Source organism: Nocardia sp. NBC_01388 (assembly GCF_045040085.1).
Classification (GTDB): Bacteria; Actinomycetota; Actinomycetes; order Mycobacteriales; family Mycobacteriaceae; genus Nocardia.
In genome coordinates this window covers 4,445,943-4,461,491 of record NZ_CP109553.1, presented here as the reverse complement: position 1 = coordinate 4,461,491, position 15,549 = coordinate 4,445,943, and the positions used below count along the sequence as shown (strand labels likewise).

The 15,549-nt window shown below is 64.0% G+C and carries 15 protein-coding genes and 1 pseudogene; 7 read left to right on the top strand and 9 right to left on the bottom strand.

Annotation, left to right across the window (positions count from 1 at the left end; translation table 11 throughout):
- Positions 1–230 precede the first annotated feature (230 nt).
- The 5 genes from OG716_RS22000 (at position 231) to nrdE (ending at position 5,256) form a co-directional block, all read left to right on the top strand.
- On the top strand, positions 231–797 hold the full coding sequence (locus OG716_RS22000) for an NAD(P)H-dependent oxidoreductase (RefSeq protein ID WP_405132671.1): 567 nt from the start codon (positions 231–233) through the stop codon (positions 795–797).
- Between the two features lie 152 nt (positions 798–949).
- The gene (locus tag OG716_RS21995; protein ID WP_405132670.1) at positions 950–1,798 is read left to right on the top strand and encodes a G1 family glutamic endopeptidase; all 849 of its coding nucleotides are present in this window, start codon (positions 950–952) and stop codon (positions 1,796–1,798) included.
- Positions 1,799–2,341: 543 nt separating this feature from the next.
- A complete protein-coding gene (locus OG716_RS21990; protein WP_297627556.1) occupies positions 2,342–2,581 on the top strand; it encodes a redoxin NrdH in 240 nt (79 codons plus the stop codon).
- A 66-nt stretch (positions 2,582–2,647) separates the two neighbouring features.
- Positions 2,648–3,118, top strand: coding sequence for a class Ib ribonucleoside-diphosphate reductase assembly flavoprotein NrdI (nrdI, locus tag OG716_RS21985; RefSeq protein ID WP_327144586.1), 471 nt, complete (start codon positions 2,648–2,650; stop codon positions 3,116–3,118).
- Between the two features lie 32 nt (positions 3,119–3,150).
- Complete coding sequence (gene nrdE / locus OG716_RS21980; protein ID WP_405139827.1) at positions 3,151–5,256, top strand: class 1b ribonucleoside-diphosphate reductase subunit alpha; 2,106 nt, start codon at positions 3,151–3,153, stop codon at positions 5,254–5,256.
- Between the two features lie 409 nt (positions 5,257–5,665).
- Here the strand turns inward: nrdE and OG716_RS21975 are convergent, their stop codons facing one another.
- Positions 5,666–6,148, bottom strand: coding sequence for a hypothetical protein (locus OG716_RS21975; RefSeq protein WP_405132669.1), 483 nt, complete (start codon positions 6,146–6,148; stop codon positions 5,666–5,668).
- An 825-nt stretch (positions 6,149–6,973) separates the two neighbouring features.
- Between OG716_RS21975 and OG716_RS21970 the strand changes: the two genes are divergently transcribed.
- A complete protein-coding gene (locus tag OG716_RS21970) occupies positions 6,974–7,996 on the top strand; it encodes an alpha/beta hydrolase (RefSeq protein WP_405132668.1) in 1,023 nt (340 codons plus the stop codon).
- Here OG716_RS21970 and OG716_RS21965 read toward each other — a convergent pair.
- The 6 genes and pseudogenes from OG716_RS21965 to OG716_RS21940 form a co-directional block, all read right to left on the bottom strand.
- The gene (locus OG716_RS21965) at positions 7,970–8,212 is read right to left on the bottom strand and encodes a hypothetical protein (RefSeq protein WP_327144589.1); all 243 of its coding nucleotides are present in this window, start codon (positions 8,210–8,212) and stop codon (positions 7,970–7,972) included. The genes OG716_RS21970 and OG716_RS21965 overlap by 27 nt on opposite strands.
- A 132-nt stretch (positions 8,213–8,344) precedes the next feature.
- Positions 8,345–9,619 (bottom strand): PucR family transcriptional regulator, encoded by a 1,275-nt coding sequence (locus OG716_RS21960; RefSeq protein WP_405132667.1) that lies wholly within the window; start codon positions 9,617–9,619, stop codon positions 8,345–8,347.
- Positions 9,620–9,768: 149 nt separating this feature from the next.
- Positions 9,769–10,419, bottom strand: a complete 651-nt coding sequence (locus OG716_RS21955) for a histidine phosphatase family protein (protein ID WP_405132666.1) — start codon at positions 10,417–10,419, stop codon at positions 9,769–9,771.
- Between the two features lie 162 nt (positions 10,420–10,581).
- On the bottom strand, positions 10,582–10,896 hold the full coding sequence (locus OG716_RS21950; RefSeq protein ID WP_405139825.1) for a sensor histidine kinase: 315 nt from the start codon (positions 10,894–10,896) through the stop codon (positions 10,582–10,584).
- Between the two features lie 160 nt (positions 10,897–11,056).
- Positions 11,057–11,344: pseudogene (locus tag OG716_RS21945) on the bottom strand (histidine kinase dimerization/phospho-acceptor domain-containing protein); the annotation flags it as partial.
- A 613-nt stretch (positions 11,345–11,957) separates the two neighbouring features.
- Entirely contained in the window at positions 11,958–12,623 is a 666-nt protein-coding gene (locus OG716_RS21940; RefSeq protein ID WP_405132665.1) for a response regulator transcription factor, read from the bottom strand.
- Between the two features lie 382 nt (positions 12,624–13,005).
- Between OG716_RS21940 and nrdF the strand changes: the two genes are divergently transcribed.
- Complete coding sequence (gene nrdF / locus OG716_RS21935; RefSeq protein ID WP_355123517.1) at positions 13,006–13,968, top strand: class 1b ribonucleoside-diphosphate reductase subunit beta; 963 nt, start codon at positions 13,006–13,008, stop codon at positions 13,966–13,968.
- A gap of 87 nt (positions 13,969–14,055) precedes the next feature.
- Here nrdF and OG716_RS21930 read toward each other — a convergent pair whose 3' ends face one another.
- Complete coding sequence (locus OG716_RS21930; protein ID WP_405132664.1) at positions 14,056–15,144, bottom strand: LysM peptidoglycan-binding domain-containing protein; 1,089 nt, start codon at positions 15,142–15,144, stop codon at positions 14,056–14,058.
- Positions 15,141–15,485 (bottom strand): hypothetical protein, encoded by a 345-nt coding sequence (locus OG716_RS21925; RefSeq protein WP_405132663.1) that lies wholly within the window; start codon positions 15,483–15,485, stop codon positions 15,141–15,143. Before OG716_RS21925 ends, OG716_RS21930 begins: the two co-directional genes overlap by 4 nt.
- Positions 15,486–15,549: the final 64 nt, after the last annotated feature.

The window sequence follows — 15,549 nt, the reverse complement described above, 5'->3', positions numbered from 1 at the left end:
GCCCGTTGTCACTGTGCCGACCCCTTTGTCGCGTGGGTGAATGGATATCGCGTGGGTAAATGGACCGTGGTCCGTTTAATGCTACCGCACCGCATTCTTTCGGCAGGGTATGACGCAGGTCATGTCGCGACGCCCGCACCTCCGGGAATGCAAACGGACCGCAGTCCGGTTAACCTGTGATGAATCAGCCGCCACCGGCAGCGCCAATCCAGTACGCAGGAGTGATCACCATGTCGCAGACTCGCCTTCTCGCCCTCGTCGGCAGCCTCCGCGCCGCCTCGATCAATCGCCGCCTCGCCGAGGCCGCCGCCCAGACCGCCCCCGAGGGTGTCGAGATCACCCTTTACGAGGGCCTCGGCGATATTCCTTTCTACAACGAGGATCTCGATGTAGAGGGTCGGGTCCCGGCCGCCGCGGCCGCGCTGCGCGCCGCTGTCGCAGCCGCCGACGGTCTGCTGCTGCTGACCCCCGAATACAACGGCACGCTGCCCGCCGTCCTCAAGAACGCCATCGACTGGGCCTCCCGCCCGTACGGCGCCGGTGCGCTGAAGGGTAAGCCGACCGCCGTGGTCAGCGCGTCCATCAGTTCGAACGCCGCCAAGTGGTCGCACGGCGATGCGGTCAAGGCGCTGGGTGTCGCGGGCGCGACCGTGGTCGAGGAGGCTTCGCTGCACTTCGGCACCATCGGCCAGCGTTTCGTCGAGACGCATCCGTCCGACGACGCCGAGGCGCTGACCCAGCTGGCCGCCTCCGTGCGCCTGCTGGTGGAGTCGGTGAGGGCGAAGTCGAACGCCTGACGGTAAATATTTGGCAACCATTCCGATCGCTCACTGAATACAGCGCGATGCCACGGGTTTTCGGCCGTGGCATGCCGCTATTTCGGACACTTCTGAGCTAACTTCAGTTGATGAAGCTACCGAGTGGCAATTCTGCCTGGAGTCGGTGTTGCTTGGCTGCCGCGCTCGCTGTCTCGGCCGTCACGGTGGCGGTCACCGCGGCCGATGCCGGTGCGCAATCGAATGTGCGCCTCTATCTGGGCAATTGGGCCGGATACGTGGTGAAGGGCGATTTCCGAGAGGTCAGCGCGACCTGGACGCAGCCGGAGATCGACTGTCGCAATCCGGGCACGCTGCAGCGTGTGGTGCCGTGGGTGGGCCTGAACGGCGCGACCGGACTCGACGGGCATGTGGCGCTGCCGCTCATGCAGACCGGCGTCGAATCGCTCTGTGCCAGTGACGCGGCCTTCTATGCGGCGCTGCCCGGTCTGCAATTGGAGGACGCGGCGGCGAGTCTGTCCTACGCCGACCCGCACCTGTCGGGTCTGGTGATGCGGGCCGGCGATCAGGTGTCGAACGCGCTCAGCGGTGTGATGGACGGCGTCTGCGCCCTCCCGCTGCTCGGCGGATTGTGTACTCCCGAAAGGGATGTGGACGCCTGGTGGGAGGGGTACCCCGCACCGCCGGTCAGTTATGACGATGTCACGACACAACCCGGCGATGTCATGCACTCCACGGTCGGCTGGGACGGGCACAACTACACCATGACGCTGGAGAACCGCACCAAGAATTGGGTGCGCAGTACGGTGCAGCCCTCGGACACGCCCGCGCGCACGGCCGAGATCGTGGTGGAGGGTCACCTCGACGCGGCCCTGCCGGGTTTCGCGCCGATCACCTTCGCCGATGTCGAGATCGACGGCAAACCGCTGTCGGCCTACGACGCGCAGACCTACGGCATTGCCGCCACCAACCGGCTGCTCGCTCCCGGTCCGGTCGATGGTTCGCGCTTCGCGATCGGCTGACGCCGCCGTGTTCAGCACTGCCGCACAGCGCATATCTGTACCGGACAGGGTTCATGCGGGCTGTTCGGTACAGACACGGGCTGTGCGGTTCGGTTCGGGGTGCGACACGCCGGGGCGGACGCGATCTTCCGGATTTTTCGGGCGCGGGATCGGTGCTGTGGTCACTCCCGGAGCCACCGGCGCTCGAGTCGCGTGTGGCTCGCGTGAAGGCTGTTGATCAGGGTGAATGGCGTGTTTGCTGGGAATGTGCTGAAGGCTGAAAATGTGATCTGCGCCTCAGTTGTGTCAGCTTGCGAATCGAGCGTCCTGGCACTTCGTTCATATGAATTTCACCTTTGTGAGTCGCAACATGTCGTGTCGGAAGATTCTGTCGGCCACTAGGTGTAGTGTCTTGGGAGCTGGAAGGGCATGCGGCGGGACCCTGGAGGGGAGCTGCACGACCTGGGATTTCGGTTCCGCTTCCAGGGGTTTGCGCACTTACAACATGGTTCTTGTTTCAGCCGTGCACAGCATCGGATCTAAGGCAAGGAGAAGGGGATACCAATGACCATCACCGTTTACACCAAGCCCGCTTGTGTCCAGTGCAACGCCACCTACCGCGCGCTCGACAAGGCCGGTGTCCCCTACGACATCATCGATATTTCCGAGAACCCCGAGGCGCGCGATTACGTGATGGCCCTGGGCTACCTGCAGGCCCCCGTCGTCGTCGCCGGTGACAATCACTGGTCGGGCTTCCGCCCGGATCGCATCAAGGCGCTCGCCGACGCTGTCGCCGTCGCCTAGCGGGCCCGGGACCGCCGATCGGGGTCGGCGGCCTCCGCGGGTTCCTTCGGACGAGAGGAGGGGGACATGGCCGAGTTGTCCACGCAGACAGCGAATCTGGTCTACTTCTCCAGCGCATCGGAGAACACGCACCGCTTCGTGGAACGGCTGGGAGTCCCCGCCGTCCGCATACCGCTACATACCGCCGACTCTCTGCGTGTCGACGAACCCTATGTGCTGATCGTTCCGACGTATGGCGGCGGTCGGCACGTACTGGGTGGTGCGCGATCCGATAAGGAATTCGTCCCCCGTCAGGTGGCCAAGTTTCTCAACGATCCGCACAACCGCGCGCTCCTGCGCGGCGTCATCGCAGCCGGCAATACGAACTTCGGCGATACGTACTGCTTTGCGGGCGAAGTGATTTCGCGTAAATGCGCAGTGGAGTACCTGTACCGCTTCGAACTCATGGGAACTGCTGAGGACGTCGAGCGCGTCCGAGAGGGATTGGGATTGTTTTGGCAACGACAACCGCACCGGTCGGAAAGACTGCCCGCGTAGAACGCACCGTGAGTGGCGAGCCCACCGCGGGCATGGACTACCACGCGCTCAACGCGATGCTGAACCTGTACGGCCCGAACGGCGAGATCCAGTTCGAGAAGGATCGCGAGGCCGCGAACCAGTACTTCCTGCAGCACGTCAATCAGAACACTGTCTTCTTCCACAACCTGGACGAGAAGCTCGACTACCTCGTCAAGGAGAACTATTACGAGACAGAGGTTTTGGACCAGTACAGCCGCGACTACATCAAGCGACTGTTCCAGCAGGCGTACGCCAAGAAGTTCCGCTTCCCGACCTTCCTGGGCGCGTTCAAGTACTACACCTCGTACACGCTGAAGACCTTCGACGGTAAGCGCTATCTGGAGCGTTTCGAAGATCGCGTGTGCATGGTGGCGCTGACGCTGGCCGCCGGTGACGAGGTGCTCGCCGCCGAACTGGTCGAGGAGATCATGTCCGGCCGTTTCCAGCCGGCCACCCCGACCTTCCTCAATTCGGGCAAGAAGCAGCGCGGTGAACCGGTGTCCTGCTTCCTGCTGCGCATCGAGGACAATATGGAGTCCATCGGGCGCTCCATCAACTCCGCGCTGCAGCTGTCCAAGCGCGGCGGCGGTGTTGCCCTGCTGCTGAGCAATATTCGTGAGACCGGCGCGCCGATCAAGAAGATCGAGAACCAGTCCTCGGGTGTCATCCCGATCATGAAGCTGCTCGAGGATTCCTTCTCCTACGCCAACCAGCTCGGTGCGCGTCAGGGTGCGGGCGCGGTCTACCTGCAGGCCCACCACCCGGACATCTACCGCTTCCTGGACACCAAGCGCGAGAACGCGGACGAGAAGATCCGCATCAAGACGCTCTCGCTGGGTGTGGTCATTCCGGACATCACGTTCGAGCTGGCGAAGAAGAACGAGGACATGTACCTGTTCTCGCCGTACGACGTGGAGCGCATCTACGGCGTGCCGTTCGCCGATATCAATATCACCGAGAAGTACTACGAGATGGTCGACGACAAGCGGATTCGCAAGTCGAAGATCAAGGCGCGCGAGTTCTTCCAGACCATCGCGGAGCTGCAGTTCGAGTCGGGTTACCCGTACATCATGTACGAGGACACCGTGAACCGGGCGAACCCCATCAAGGGCAAGATCACCCACTCGAACCTGTGCTCGGAGATCCTGCAGGTCTCGACGCCGTCGCTGTACAACGACGACCTGACCTACTCCAAGGTGGGCAAGGACATTTCGTGCAATCTGGGTTCGCTGAACATCGCGAAGACCATGGATTCGCCGGACCTGGCCAAATCGATCGAGACCGCGATTCGCGCGCTGACCGCTGTTTCGGATCAGACGCACATCTTCTCGGTGCCCTCGATCGAACAGGGCAACAACGAATCGCATGCCATCGGCCTCGGGCAGATGAACCTGCACGGGTACCTGGCGCGGGAGCACGTGCACTACGGGTCCGAAGAGGGCGTCGATTTCACCAACATCTACTTCTATACCGTTGCGTACCACGCGGTCCGGGCGTCGAACCTGATCGCCAAGGAGCGCGGGCAGTACTTCGGCGGGTTCCCGGAGTCCAAGTACGCCACCGGTGAGTACTTCGACAAGTACACCGACAAGGCGTGGGAGCCTGCCACCGACCGCGTCCGCGAGATCTTCGCCGACGCCGGCGTGCACGTCCCCACCCAGGACGATTGGCGCGAGCTCAAGGCGTCGGTCATGGAGTACGGCATCTACAACCAGAACCTGCAGGCCGTCCCGCCGACCGGTTCCATCTCCTACATCAACCACTCGACCAGCTCGATCCACCCGGTCGCCTCGAAGATCGAGATCCGCAAGGAAGGCAAGATCGGCCGCGTCTACTACCCGGCCCCCTACCTGACCAACGAGAACCTCGAATACTTCCAGGACGCCTACGAAATCGGCTTCGAGAAGGTCATCGACACCTACGCCGCCGCCACCCAGCACGTGGACCAGGGCCTGTCGCTGACACTGTTCTTCAAGGACAGCGCCACCACCCGCGACGTCAACCGCGCCCAGATCTACGCCTGGCGCAAGGGCATCAAGACCCTCTACTACATCCGCATCCGCCAAATGGCTTTGGAGGGAACCGAAGTCGAGGGCTGCGTGAGCTGCATGCTGTAACCCCAGCAACATCAAGGGCGCCACCAGTGAAAACTGGTGGCGCCCTTCGCTTATCGACAGCTATTGGTATCAGCTCTACTCGGTCTGCTTGGGATGGCCGCAACCTGCTTTCGTAATCCAGACTATGCGCTTGTCGGGATCGGGGCAGTACCAGATCCGGCCACTCGCTGTAACCTCGTACTGCCATTGTTCGAATGTGTTTCCGCCTATCGCGCGGGAGCCGAATACATTGTGGAGCTTGTGCTGCCGGTGCGGGTTGGCTGGAGTCGTCGGCTGCTCGGTGAGCACAATCCATGCCTCCCAAGTGTTCGATCGGGCGCTCCGGCACAGGTCTTCCCAGCCCTGTGCGGCATCTGATGTCGCAAAGCGTGCTTCCCATGCGCCTGGTCGGCCCGGTGGCGCAACGCGATCACCCCTCTTGGCTGTCATCCGCCGCCTCTCCCACAGGTTCGGGTACCGGCCCGAAGTCTCCCTCTATCGGGCCGGTCAGGCTGGCTGCGAGCACGGGGTCGGCGAAAATGGCTGCAGTGCTGCGCCATTCGATGACGGTCTGGGTGAGAATGGACCACTCGCCGAGTTCCGCCGACGCTTGGAATGCCCTCGCGAAGTCCTTCACGAATTCTGCCTGGGCGTCCGCCGGCATGACATCAACCCACGGAAACTCATCCAGCAATGCGGCGGCCGCAATGTCGTGCGGCAGATGGGAGAGGACGTTCCTGAGTGCGCGCGCGGCGGTAATAGATCCCTCGGAGGTAGCCTCCGCACGGTCCTCGCGGATCAGCAGCAGGGGTGCCCCGTCGCGGCGGCGAACCCGCACCGTCCCCTGATCGGCTAGTTGTGCGACCTGCTTGGGATCACGCTGTAGCTCGCTCCACTGAACCTCGGTAACCACGACGACCCCTTCGGATTGTGGGTGTGACCTCGATGCCTGCCCAGCCCCCTCATCGTAGCGACACTTCTGAACTTTTTCAGAACTCTTTCACTCCGGGTCTCATCCTCGTGCCGCTGGATCACCAATGAAGGCCCTGCAGTTCTCGACTTCGAGTCGGCCGCACTGCCGCCCGCTCCCACCGGTATTCGGATGATCACCGCGCTCGACGGCGATCCGGTGGCCTATGCCGCGCCGCACGGGCAGACCCTGGAGTGGTTCGGCTCAGTGGGGTAGGGGTGCGGACCGGCCGGTTCGTACAGTGCTGTGGCCGGTCCCGGCCCTGGTGGACCGCATTTGTGAAGTGTCCAAGAGGTGTCGCGCATGGTTTCGGAGGTGGCGTGCCGTCGCTACGCTCGACCTGGTCACGGCATCGAACATCAGGTGCTGCGCGGTCGATACCGTGGCTGGAAACCGAATCGGGACAAGAGCTTCGGAGGTGAGGCCGGGTCCTTCCCTGCCCCCGCAACGAAGGACTGCTGCGAATTCGACACCTCCGGTGCGGCACTGCCGCATTCCCAGCCGGAGGAGTGCCCGCCGAGTGGACGCCCTCGCATCTGCTCGGTGGGTTTCCGCATGTCGCAATGGGTTTCCGGGCATTCCTGAAGTTTGTGACCGGCAACAGCGCGTGAGGTCGAAAACCGTGGGTACCCCAAGTCTTATCCGGAACCGAATGTGCAGCAGCGTGATCGGGCCTACATTCGGTCCCCTCACGCCGGGACCAGCATCAGGAGCCACCGTGCCGTACGAACCGATCGATATCAGCCACCGACCCACCCGGGCGGCGGCGTGACGCGGCGGGCGGCGCTGGCCGGGACCGCGGTCGCGCTGGCCCTGGTGGCGGGCCTGCCGGGCGCCACGCTGGGCAGCGGTGTGGTGCCTACGCGAATCGTCCTGCAGTCGGTGGCATTTCCCGTGGACGCGATCGGACCGCACTGGGAGCAGGTGGATGTCCCCTCCGCGGCCATGGGCCGCACCGTTACCGTGGATGTCCTGCGCGGCGCGGGCGCCGGACCCCGCCCGACCCTCTATCTCCTGGACGGCGTTGACGCCAGCAAGGTTTCGGACTGGCTGACCAAGGGCAGCGTGGCGGACTTCTTCGCCGACAAGCCCGTCGACGTGGTGCTGCCGACCGGCGGCACCGGCAGCATGTACAGCGATTGGGACAGCCCGGATCCCGCCCTGGGCTGGAACCGCTGGGAGACCTTCCTGACCGCGGAGCTGCCGGGCGTCATCGAGCCCTACCTGCACTCGAACGGTCAGCGCGCCGTCGCGGGCGTGTCGATGGGCGCGCAGGGCGCGATGATGCTCGCGCACCGGCATCCCGGCTTCTACCGGGCCGTAGCGGGTTTGAGCGGCTGCTACTCCACCATGGATGTCATCGGTGCGGCGGTCACCACCATCACCGTGGCCTCGCGCGGCGGCAATGTGACCAATATGTGGGGGCCGCCCGGTACGCCGGAATGGCGTGAGCACGACAGCACCGTGGGTGCGGAAGCCCTGCGCGGCACGGTGATCTACCTCTCGGCCGGATCCGGTATGCCCACTCCCAGTGATCTGTCCGATATCGCGGCCGCCCGGGACGTCATGGGGGCGCTGAAGGAGGCGGGCGGCGGTGTCGCCTTGGAGGCGGGGGCCCGGGCCTGTACCGAACAATTCGCACAGCACCTGAGCGACTTGGGAATTCCCGCCACCGTGCATTACGAGGATGCGGGAATTCACGATTGGGAGGACTTCGCGGCCCAAATCGGCCCGGCGTGGCAGACCCTGGAAACGGCGTTCGAGTCAGTGCCGCAGGCCGTTCCGAGGTAGCCGGCGCAGGCCCGGCCGAATGCGGCCGTCCACGGTGACGATCAGTCCCGCGCGCACGGCCGCCGCGGTGAAGTCGGAGGCCTCGGGCCAGGTGGCCGCGTACTCCATGGCGAGTTCGGCGCCGTCGTCCGGCCCGCCGAGATAGACGGTGACCCGGTGGGTGAGGGCTTCTCCGGAGCTGTCGAACACGGTTTTATTCGCAGCAGTGCTGGTCATAGCGGTGCTCCTCGTCAATGGTGCGGTGGAGATCCGCTGCCGGAACGGCGGCTGAACTCTCTGTAACCGACCGTAACTGGAACCTGTTGCTGCTGAACGCGATCCGAGTTCGGCTTGGAAACCTCACAACATTCAGCCCGCCTGATATGTGCGCGCGACCAGCGCGGATCGCAGATACCAGAGTCCGGCCGCCTGGGTCGGATCGAATCCGGTCAGCTGACCGATGCGCTTGAGCCGGTAGTCCACGGTATTGGTGTGCACGTGCAGAATTCGCGCGGTGCGCTGCCGGTTGAGGTTATTGCTGATGTGCGTCCGCAGCGTCTCCAGCAGTTCCGGATGCGCGTCGAGCGAATCGAGCAGTGAGCCGAGATGATCGCGGCCCGGCCCCGGCCGGGTGAGCTGATACTCGAGCGCCAGTTCGTCGAAACGGAACAGCCCGCGGGTCAGGCGCAGCCGGTGCACGATATCGAGCAGTTCGTGCGCCTGGTCGGCGGCGTCCGGAATCTGTTGCGGCGTAGCCGAAACCATGGTCGCGGCAATCGGCACCCGCGCCGCCCGCGAGAGCCGCTCGATCAATTCGTCGAGCTGCTCATCGGGAAGTTCGTTGGAGGGCACCAGAATCGTGCCGCCGTCCACACTCAGCAGCGACAGCACCTTGCCGGCGTACTTGGTGGCGAGTTCGGCCTGCAGCCGGCGCAGCTTCCGCCGCGCCACCACCGCACCCTCCACGGTCGGCGAATGCTCCTCCGGATGCTCCGGAATCGATACGGCCAGTACGTGATACGAGTCGGCGATCTCGATACCGCATTCGCGAACCATGGTGGAGGTGCTGTGCCCGCCCAGCAGTGCCGAGGTGAGCGTGTGCACGGCGGTGTGGTGTTCGCTGACCACCGAGCGCAGTTCGCGCACATAGGCCCGCGAGACCGCGGAGGTCATCCGGTCCAGCAGTTCCATCACCATTTTCGCGCCGCCCATGATGTTGTCCACATCGGCGACGGCGATGACGAATTCGGCATCCCCGTCGGGCCCGCTGCGCTGCAGATGCCGCGGCATGGCACCGGTGATCACCAGATCGGAGCCGATCTTGAAGCCCTCGTGGATGGCATGGTGAATGGTGTCGATGGGTATGCCCTCGCGCGCCCACTGGGCCGCGGCCTCCTCCAGCCGCTTGGTCTTCTCCGGCAGGTCCTGCCCATCGAGCATGCCCACCGCCAGTTCCAGGCACACGCGGGTGATGGTGGTGACATCACCGTGAATGGCGTCGCCCGGCAGTGTCCCGCACGGTGCGACGGTTTCGACGAAGTGCCCGACCATATGCCGTGCCAGTCCGCGCACATCCTGCAGTGGCGACGACATCGGCGTACCCGAGATAATGAGCCCGGTGCGGGCCGGATTGTCGACGGACATCGGCGACTCCTCCAACCTCCGGAGGCAGTGCCTCCGGTCACGGAACGATAACGCATACCGGGCGGCCCGTGGTGAGGTTGCTTTCGCATTGTGATCGACCGCAGCGGCAAGCCCCGACTTCCGTGACTTCTCACAACGGCCCCGGTCCGCTACTGGAGATGTCCGACGTCGTTGTACTTGAGCAGGCGTAATCCCGAATGGTCCCGCTCCCACCGGCTGATCGAGGCATTGGCGAGCTGATTGCTCTCGATCTTCAGAATGGTGGATTCGTCCAGGTCGTCCAGGATATAGCGGACCATGACGATCACCAGATCGTGCGCGAAAACCAGGACGTGCCCCTCCAACTCGGGCAGTAGCGTCCGCAGCCGCAGCGCCACATCGGTCCACGCCTCACCGCCCGGCGGCCGATAGTAGAAGCGGCCCATCAGTTCCCGCGCGGCCGCCTCCGCCGGATACCGGCGCTGCACGCCCAGTTCGGTCAGCCCGCCCAGCAGGCCCTGCTCTCGATCCCGCAACCGCTCATCGACCCGCACCGCGGGAGCCCGCCCGGCCCGCAAGGCGATCTCGGCGGTTTCGAGTGCCCGCACGTACGGCGAACACAGCACCGCATCCACCGAGTCCCACTGCCGCGCCAGCCACTTCCCGACCGCGCCCGCCTGCGCCCGGCCCAGATCGGAGAGCGGAATGTCGGAATCTCGTAGTCCTGGACCGGATTCCTCCGCCCCCGCCGTTATCGCCTCCGCCAGCGCCGCATTCCCGGCACTCTCCCCGTGCCGAACCATCGTGAGCGACTCCAACATCAGTACTCTCTCCGTTCCGCCGATACCGCACTCCATGTTGCGCCGAATCCGATCCAGCTGGGGTGATTCGACGTGCACACATTGGGGCCATACCCGGCTACGGCGTTTCAGCGTCCGGATCGCCGCGAAGTGATAGAGCTCGCCTTCACCGATCCGGGGGGATCAGATACGCACTGCGGCCGGGACGCCGACGGTGATGTCGGCGGGAGGGAGCCAGAGGGTGGCGATCGTGCCGCCGCCCACGGCGGGTTCGATGGAGGCATTGCCGCCGTGGGCCTGGGCCACCCAGGCGACGAGGGCGAGGCCGATGCCATTGCGGCCGGAGCGGCCGGCGGTCCCGCGGTCGAAGGGGCTGGCGGACATGACCGGGTCGACGCCGGGGCCGTGGTCGCGGACGCTGACCCGGCCCTCGGCGATATGGACTTCCACGGGGGCGGAACGGTTTACGGCGCCGTGGGTCAGGCCGTTCTCCAGCATGTTCCGGATGGCGAGGCCGAGGAGCTGGGGGTCGCCCACCACGACGGTAGGGGTGGGCGGTGACGGTGATGCGGTCATCGGCCGCTTCCTCGGCGACCGCCTCGGCCAGCTGGTCCAGGCGCAGCAGGGTGCGCTCGAGTTCGGCTATGCCGGTTTGCATTCGGGCGCGCGCGAGCAGGCCGGTGACCAGGCGGGCCATGCGGTCGGCCAGTTTGCGGGCCTCGGCCAGAGTCTGTTGCACCTCTTCGGGTTTGGGGCGCGATTCGGTGAGCAGCTTCAAAGTGGTCAGGGGGGTGCGCAATTCGTGTGCGGCATCACCGAGGAACTGCTCGTGCTCGTCGAGCAGGCGCAGCGCCTGGCGGAGACTGCGCCCGGAGAGCAGATAGGCGGCCGCGGTGGACAGCAGCACCAGCAGGCTGCCACCGATTGTCAATGCCCACAACAGCATTCGATGCTGACCGGGATTGTCCATGGACTCGCTGCTGGCCAGGATGACCACGAAGTTGTCCCAGTCCGTCCAGTACACCGGCGTTCCCGCCACCCGCACCTTCCGCCCGGTGATATCGGTGGCGGTATTGAGCATGGAGGCATAGAGGTCGCCGTTGGAATGGTCCTCGGTTTGCGTGGCGAGAGTGGTGATCTCGGTATCGCTGGGCATGAGCGAGCGCAGATAGGTGTGCTCCTGCTTCCACGACTCACCCTGCTTGCGCACCAGCACGACCACCGCCGTCGGCCCCTTGGCCAGATCGTCGTCGATCACCGTCGACAGGTCCAGCACATTCTTGTCATCGTGCTGAATGGCGCGTGCCAGTCCGCCCGCCACCTTCTCCACCTGCCGGTCGGCTTCGATTGCGCGCGAATGTGAATCGATGGTCGATGCCACGAATCCGAGCGCCAGCACCGCCGTCGCGGTAATCGCGGTGACCAGTCCGGTCATCAGCCAGCGCGCCCGCCGCAGCCGGTCCACGGCGGGCAATCTATGCGAACTCATGCTGTCACCACGCGGCATGAGCGGGGGCCCTGCGTGGTTACGCGGGCTGGCGCCTCCGGGCCCTGACCGTTCATGCCGGCCCGCCGATGAGAAACCCGGTCCCGCGCACGGTTTCGATCACACAGGGCTCACCGAGCTTGCGCCGCAACTTCGCAACGACGGCATCCACCACATTCGATGCGGGCTCGGCCATTTCGTCCCAGCAGCATTCGATGAGATCGGTGCGGGTCACCACGCTGCCGAGGCGGGTCGCCATGAGTTCGAGCACGGCGAATTCCTTGGGCGTCAGGGTCAGCATGATCCCGCCGCGCGTCACTCGCCGGCGCATGAGATCGATATCGATGTCCGCCACCGCGATTCGCGAGGCGGTGGGCTGCTCCCGCCGCCGGCACAGGGCGCGCACCCGCATCACCAGTTCGGGCAGTGCGAACGGTTTGGTCAGATAGTCATCGGCGCCCTGCTCGAAACCGGCGAGCCGATCATCGAGTCCGTCGCGGCCGGTCAGCATGAGCGCGGGCATGGTGTGCCCCGCGGTCCGGGCCCCGGCGACCAGGTCCAGGCCGTCACCGTCGGGCAGGCCGCGATCGACGACCAGGCAGTCATAGCGATTGATGGCGATCTTGAAATCGGCGTCGGCGATGTCGTACGCGAAGTCGACAGCGAACCCCGCCGATCGCAATCCGGCGGTTACCTCATGACTGAGTTGCTGATCGTCCTCCAACACCAAAACACGCACAGGGCCAGACAGTAAGGCATCCAGAACAGGTGCCCAACGCATAGAACGCAGGTGGTCGCCGCGAAATGATCGGAAAATGATGGGTAAAGTCGTGAGGACGAGTCGGACGCCTCCTTGCCGAGTCCGAAATCAGCGCCGGGCATCTGGTTGGCAAACCGATTCCGGACAGGCCGGCACGACCACTGCGACCTGCTGTGACCGATTGCACGACTGCGGTTTTGCGGTCACCGGAGTGCCCGGCCACACCCTTTTCGGCATTCCCGCAGGACAGTAAGAAGACACAAGGTCTTGTGCTGGCGGATGATCTCCGCCACCAGTAGTAGTGTTCAGGTGAAGGACTTCTGGAACGGGCCGGTGTGCTGGGAAGGGTGAGTGAACAGGCGTGAAACTGATCGATCGGGTATCCGCGATCAACTGGAACCGCGTGCTTGATGAGAAGGATGCGGAGGTCTGGGATCGACTCACCGGCAACTTCTGGTTGCCGGAAAAGGTGCCGGTGTCCAACGACATTCCGTCCTGGGCGACGCTGACTCCCAGCGAGAAGCAGCTGACCATGCGGGTCTTCACCGGCCTCACCCTGCTGGACACCATCCAGGGCACCGTCGGCGCGGTCAGCCTCATCCCGGATGCGCTGACCCCGCACGAAGAAGCGGTCTACACCAATATCGCCTTCATGGAGTCGGTGCACGCCAAGAGCTACAGCCAGATCTTCTCGACGCTGTGCTCCTCCAAGGAGATCGACGAAGCCTTCCGCTGGTCCGAGGAGAATCGGAACCTGCAGCGCAAGGCCGAGATCGTGCTCGGGTACTACAACGGCGAGGATCCGCTCAAGCGCAAGGTGGCCTCCACCCTGCTGGAGAGCTTCCTGTTCTACTCCGGCTTCTATCTGCCGATGCACTGGTCCTCGCGGGCCAAGCTCACCAATACCGCCGATATGATCCGCCTGATCATTCGCGATGAGGCCGTGCACGGCTACTACATCGGCTACAAGTACCAGAAGGGCCTCGAGCTTCGGACCGAGGCCGAGCGCGACGAGCTCAAGTCCTACACCTTCGAGCTGCTGTTCGAGCTGTACGAGAACGAGGTCGAGTACACCCAGGATCTCTACGACGAGGTCGGCCTGACCGAGGACGTCAAGAAGTTCCTGCGCTACAACGCCAACAAGGCGCTGATGAACCTCGGCTACGAGGGCCTGTTCCCGAAGGACGAGTGCGACGTCAACCCGGCGATCCTGTCGGCGCTCTCACCCAATGCCGATGAGAATCACGACTTCTTTTCCGGCTCGGGCTCCAGCTACGTCATCGGCAAGGCCGTGAACACCGAAGACGAAGACTGGGAATTCTAGTCGCGGAGCTGATTTCGCTTCGCAAGTCATGAAAAACGAAGCCCGGCACTCCGATTCGCGGAGGCCGGGCTTTCGTATATCGGCTGCTCAGGGCGCCACATGCCCTCCGTTGCTCCGCACCGGGGGCGGAGCGGGTTTCGCCGGCGGCGCGGCCGGGGCCGGGGGCGGATTCAGGGCCAACTTCTGCCCCGGGTCGATTTCGTTGGGGTCGGCTCCGATGAGTTTGCGGTTGGCCGCGTACAGCTGCTCCCAGGTCTCACCGTGTGCGGCGCCGATAGCGGTGAGGTTGTCGCCGGGCTTGACGGTATAACTGTTCGCCAGGTCCGCCGCCGCTTTCGCGACTTCTGTGATGTACCCCTGATAGCTCTGATACACCTTGCCCATTGCCGTGGTAACAGACAACAGAATTGGGTCCGTGTTAGTGGCGTCGAATTTTCCGGAGTTGGGATCCGGCGGTATCAGGGGGCGCAAGAGGCTGTTCAAATCATTGATCGCGACCATAATTTCGTTGTAGTACTGGTCGTTCGCCCCCGCCATTCTTGCAGAGGCGGCGATCGCATCCTTGTCGCTGGAGGGAAATGTTGCCTCCTGAGCGGTAATCAAGCCCAGAGTCGTGTTGTACGCGCTGGCGGCGTCACCCGTGTTGCTGTCCAGGCTGGCGTAGTTCGTCGCCGTCAGTGGGTATGGGGTCACCGGTATCGGCTTCTTGGACCCGAACTGCCCGAGAATTCTCTGTGTCAGTCGCTGTGCATCGGTAATGGCGGCATTTACCTGCGGAGGCAGCAGCGACGAATTGACGATGGTGCATTCACCCGGCTGCGGTTTCGATGTCGTAGAGGCAATGGACTGAACGGGTTTGCCCGTGCCCGCAGTGGAGTACAGGGTGAGTTTTCCATCGTTGCCGATATCGATGTGCCCACCCTTACCCGTCGGCGGAGTGAGTAAGCCGAGGCCCGTCTGCGTGCCGTCCGGTCCCAAAATCTTATAGACGTCGGGCACGCCCGGGGTTTCCGCCGAATCGGCTACAACGGCATACAAGCCATTCGGCGACACCATGTAGTTGGAGTGTGCGGCGCCGCCGATCAGCTTTGTGAAGCCCGAGGCGCTGTCGTCCGTGGCAAGTGAACTGCCGAGGTTGCCCGTCGTATCATCGGGCGGCACCCGTGTCGGCGTCATCGGGTCACCGGTCGAGTATGCCCCGCAGCATTGATCCGGCCGCCGCCTTCCACGTCCGTTTCAAGGAAGTTCGGCATCACCTGGTGGCGCAGGGTGTCTCGAATCGCGCCATGTGTGGCCGCGATATCGTTCAACTGCTGCTGGCGATAGTTGACGTGATAGTCCACCAGGGCTTGCGCGCCGACCGCGCCGGCAACCCCCAATTCATCGCCCAGATTGTTCAAGTGATCGACCGGCGGGATCGCTGCCTGACCGACTTCGGCCGACCGCTGGTCGTGCAAGTTGCTGTGATGCTGCAGTTCATGCTGATCGACCACAAGCTTCTTGTTCTCGTCCGACATTTCAACTACCTGCCATCAGCCCTCGGTGTCGTGGTCACGATCAATTATCACTCGACCACGACGG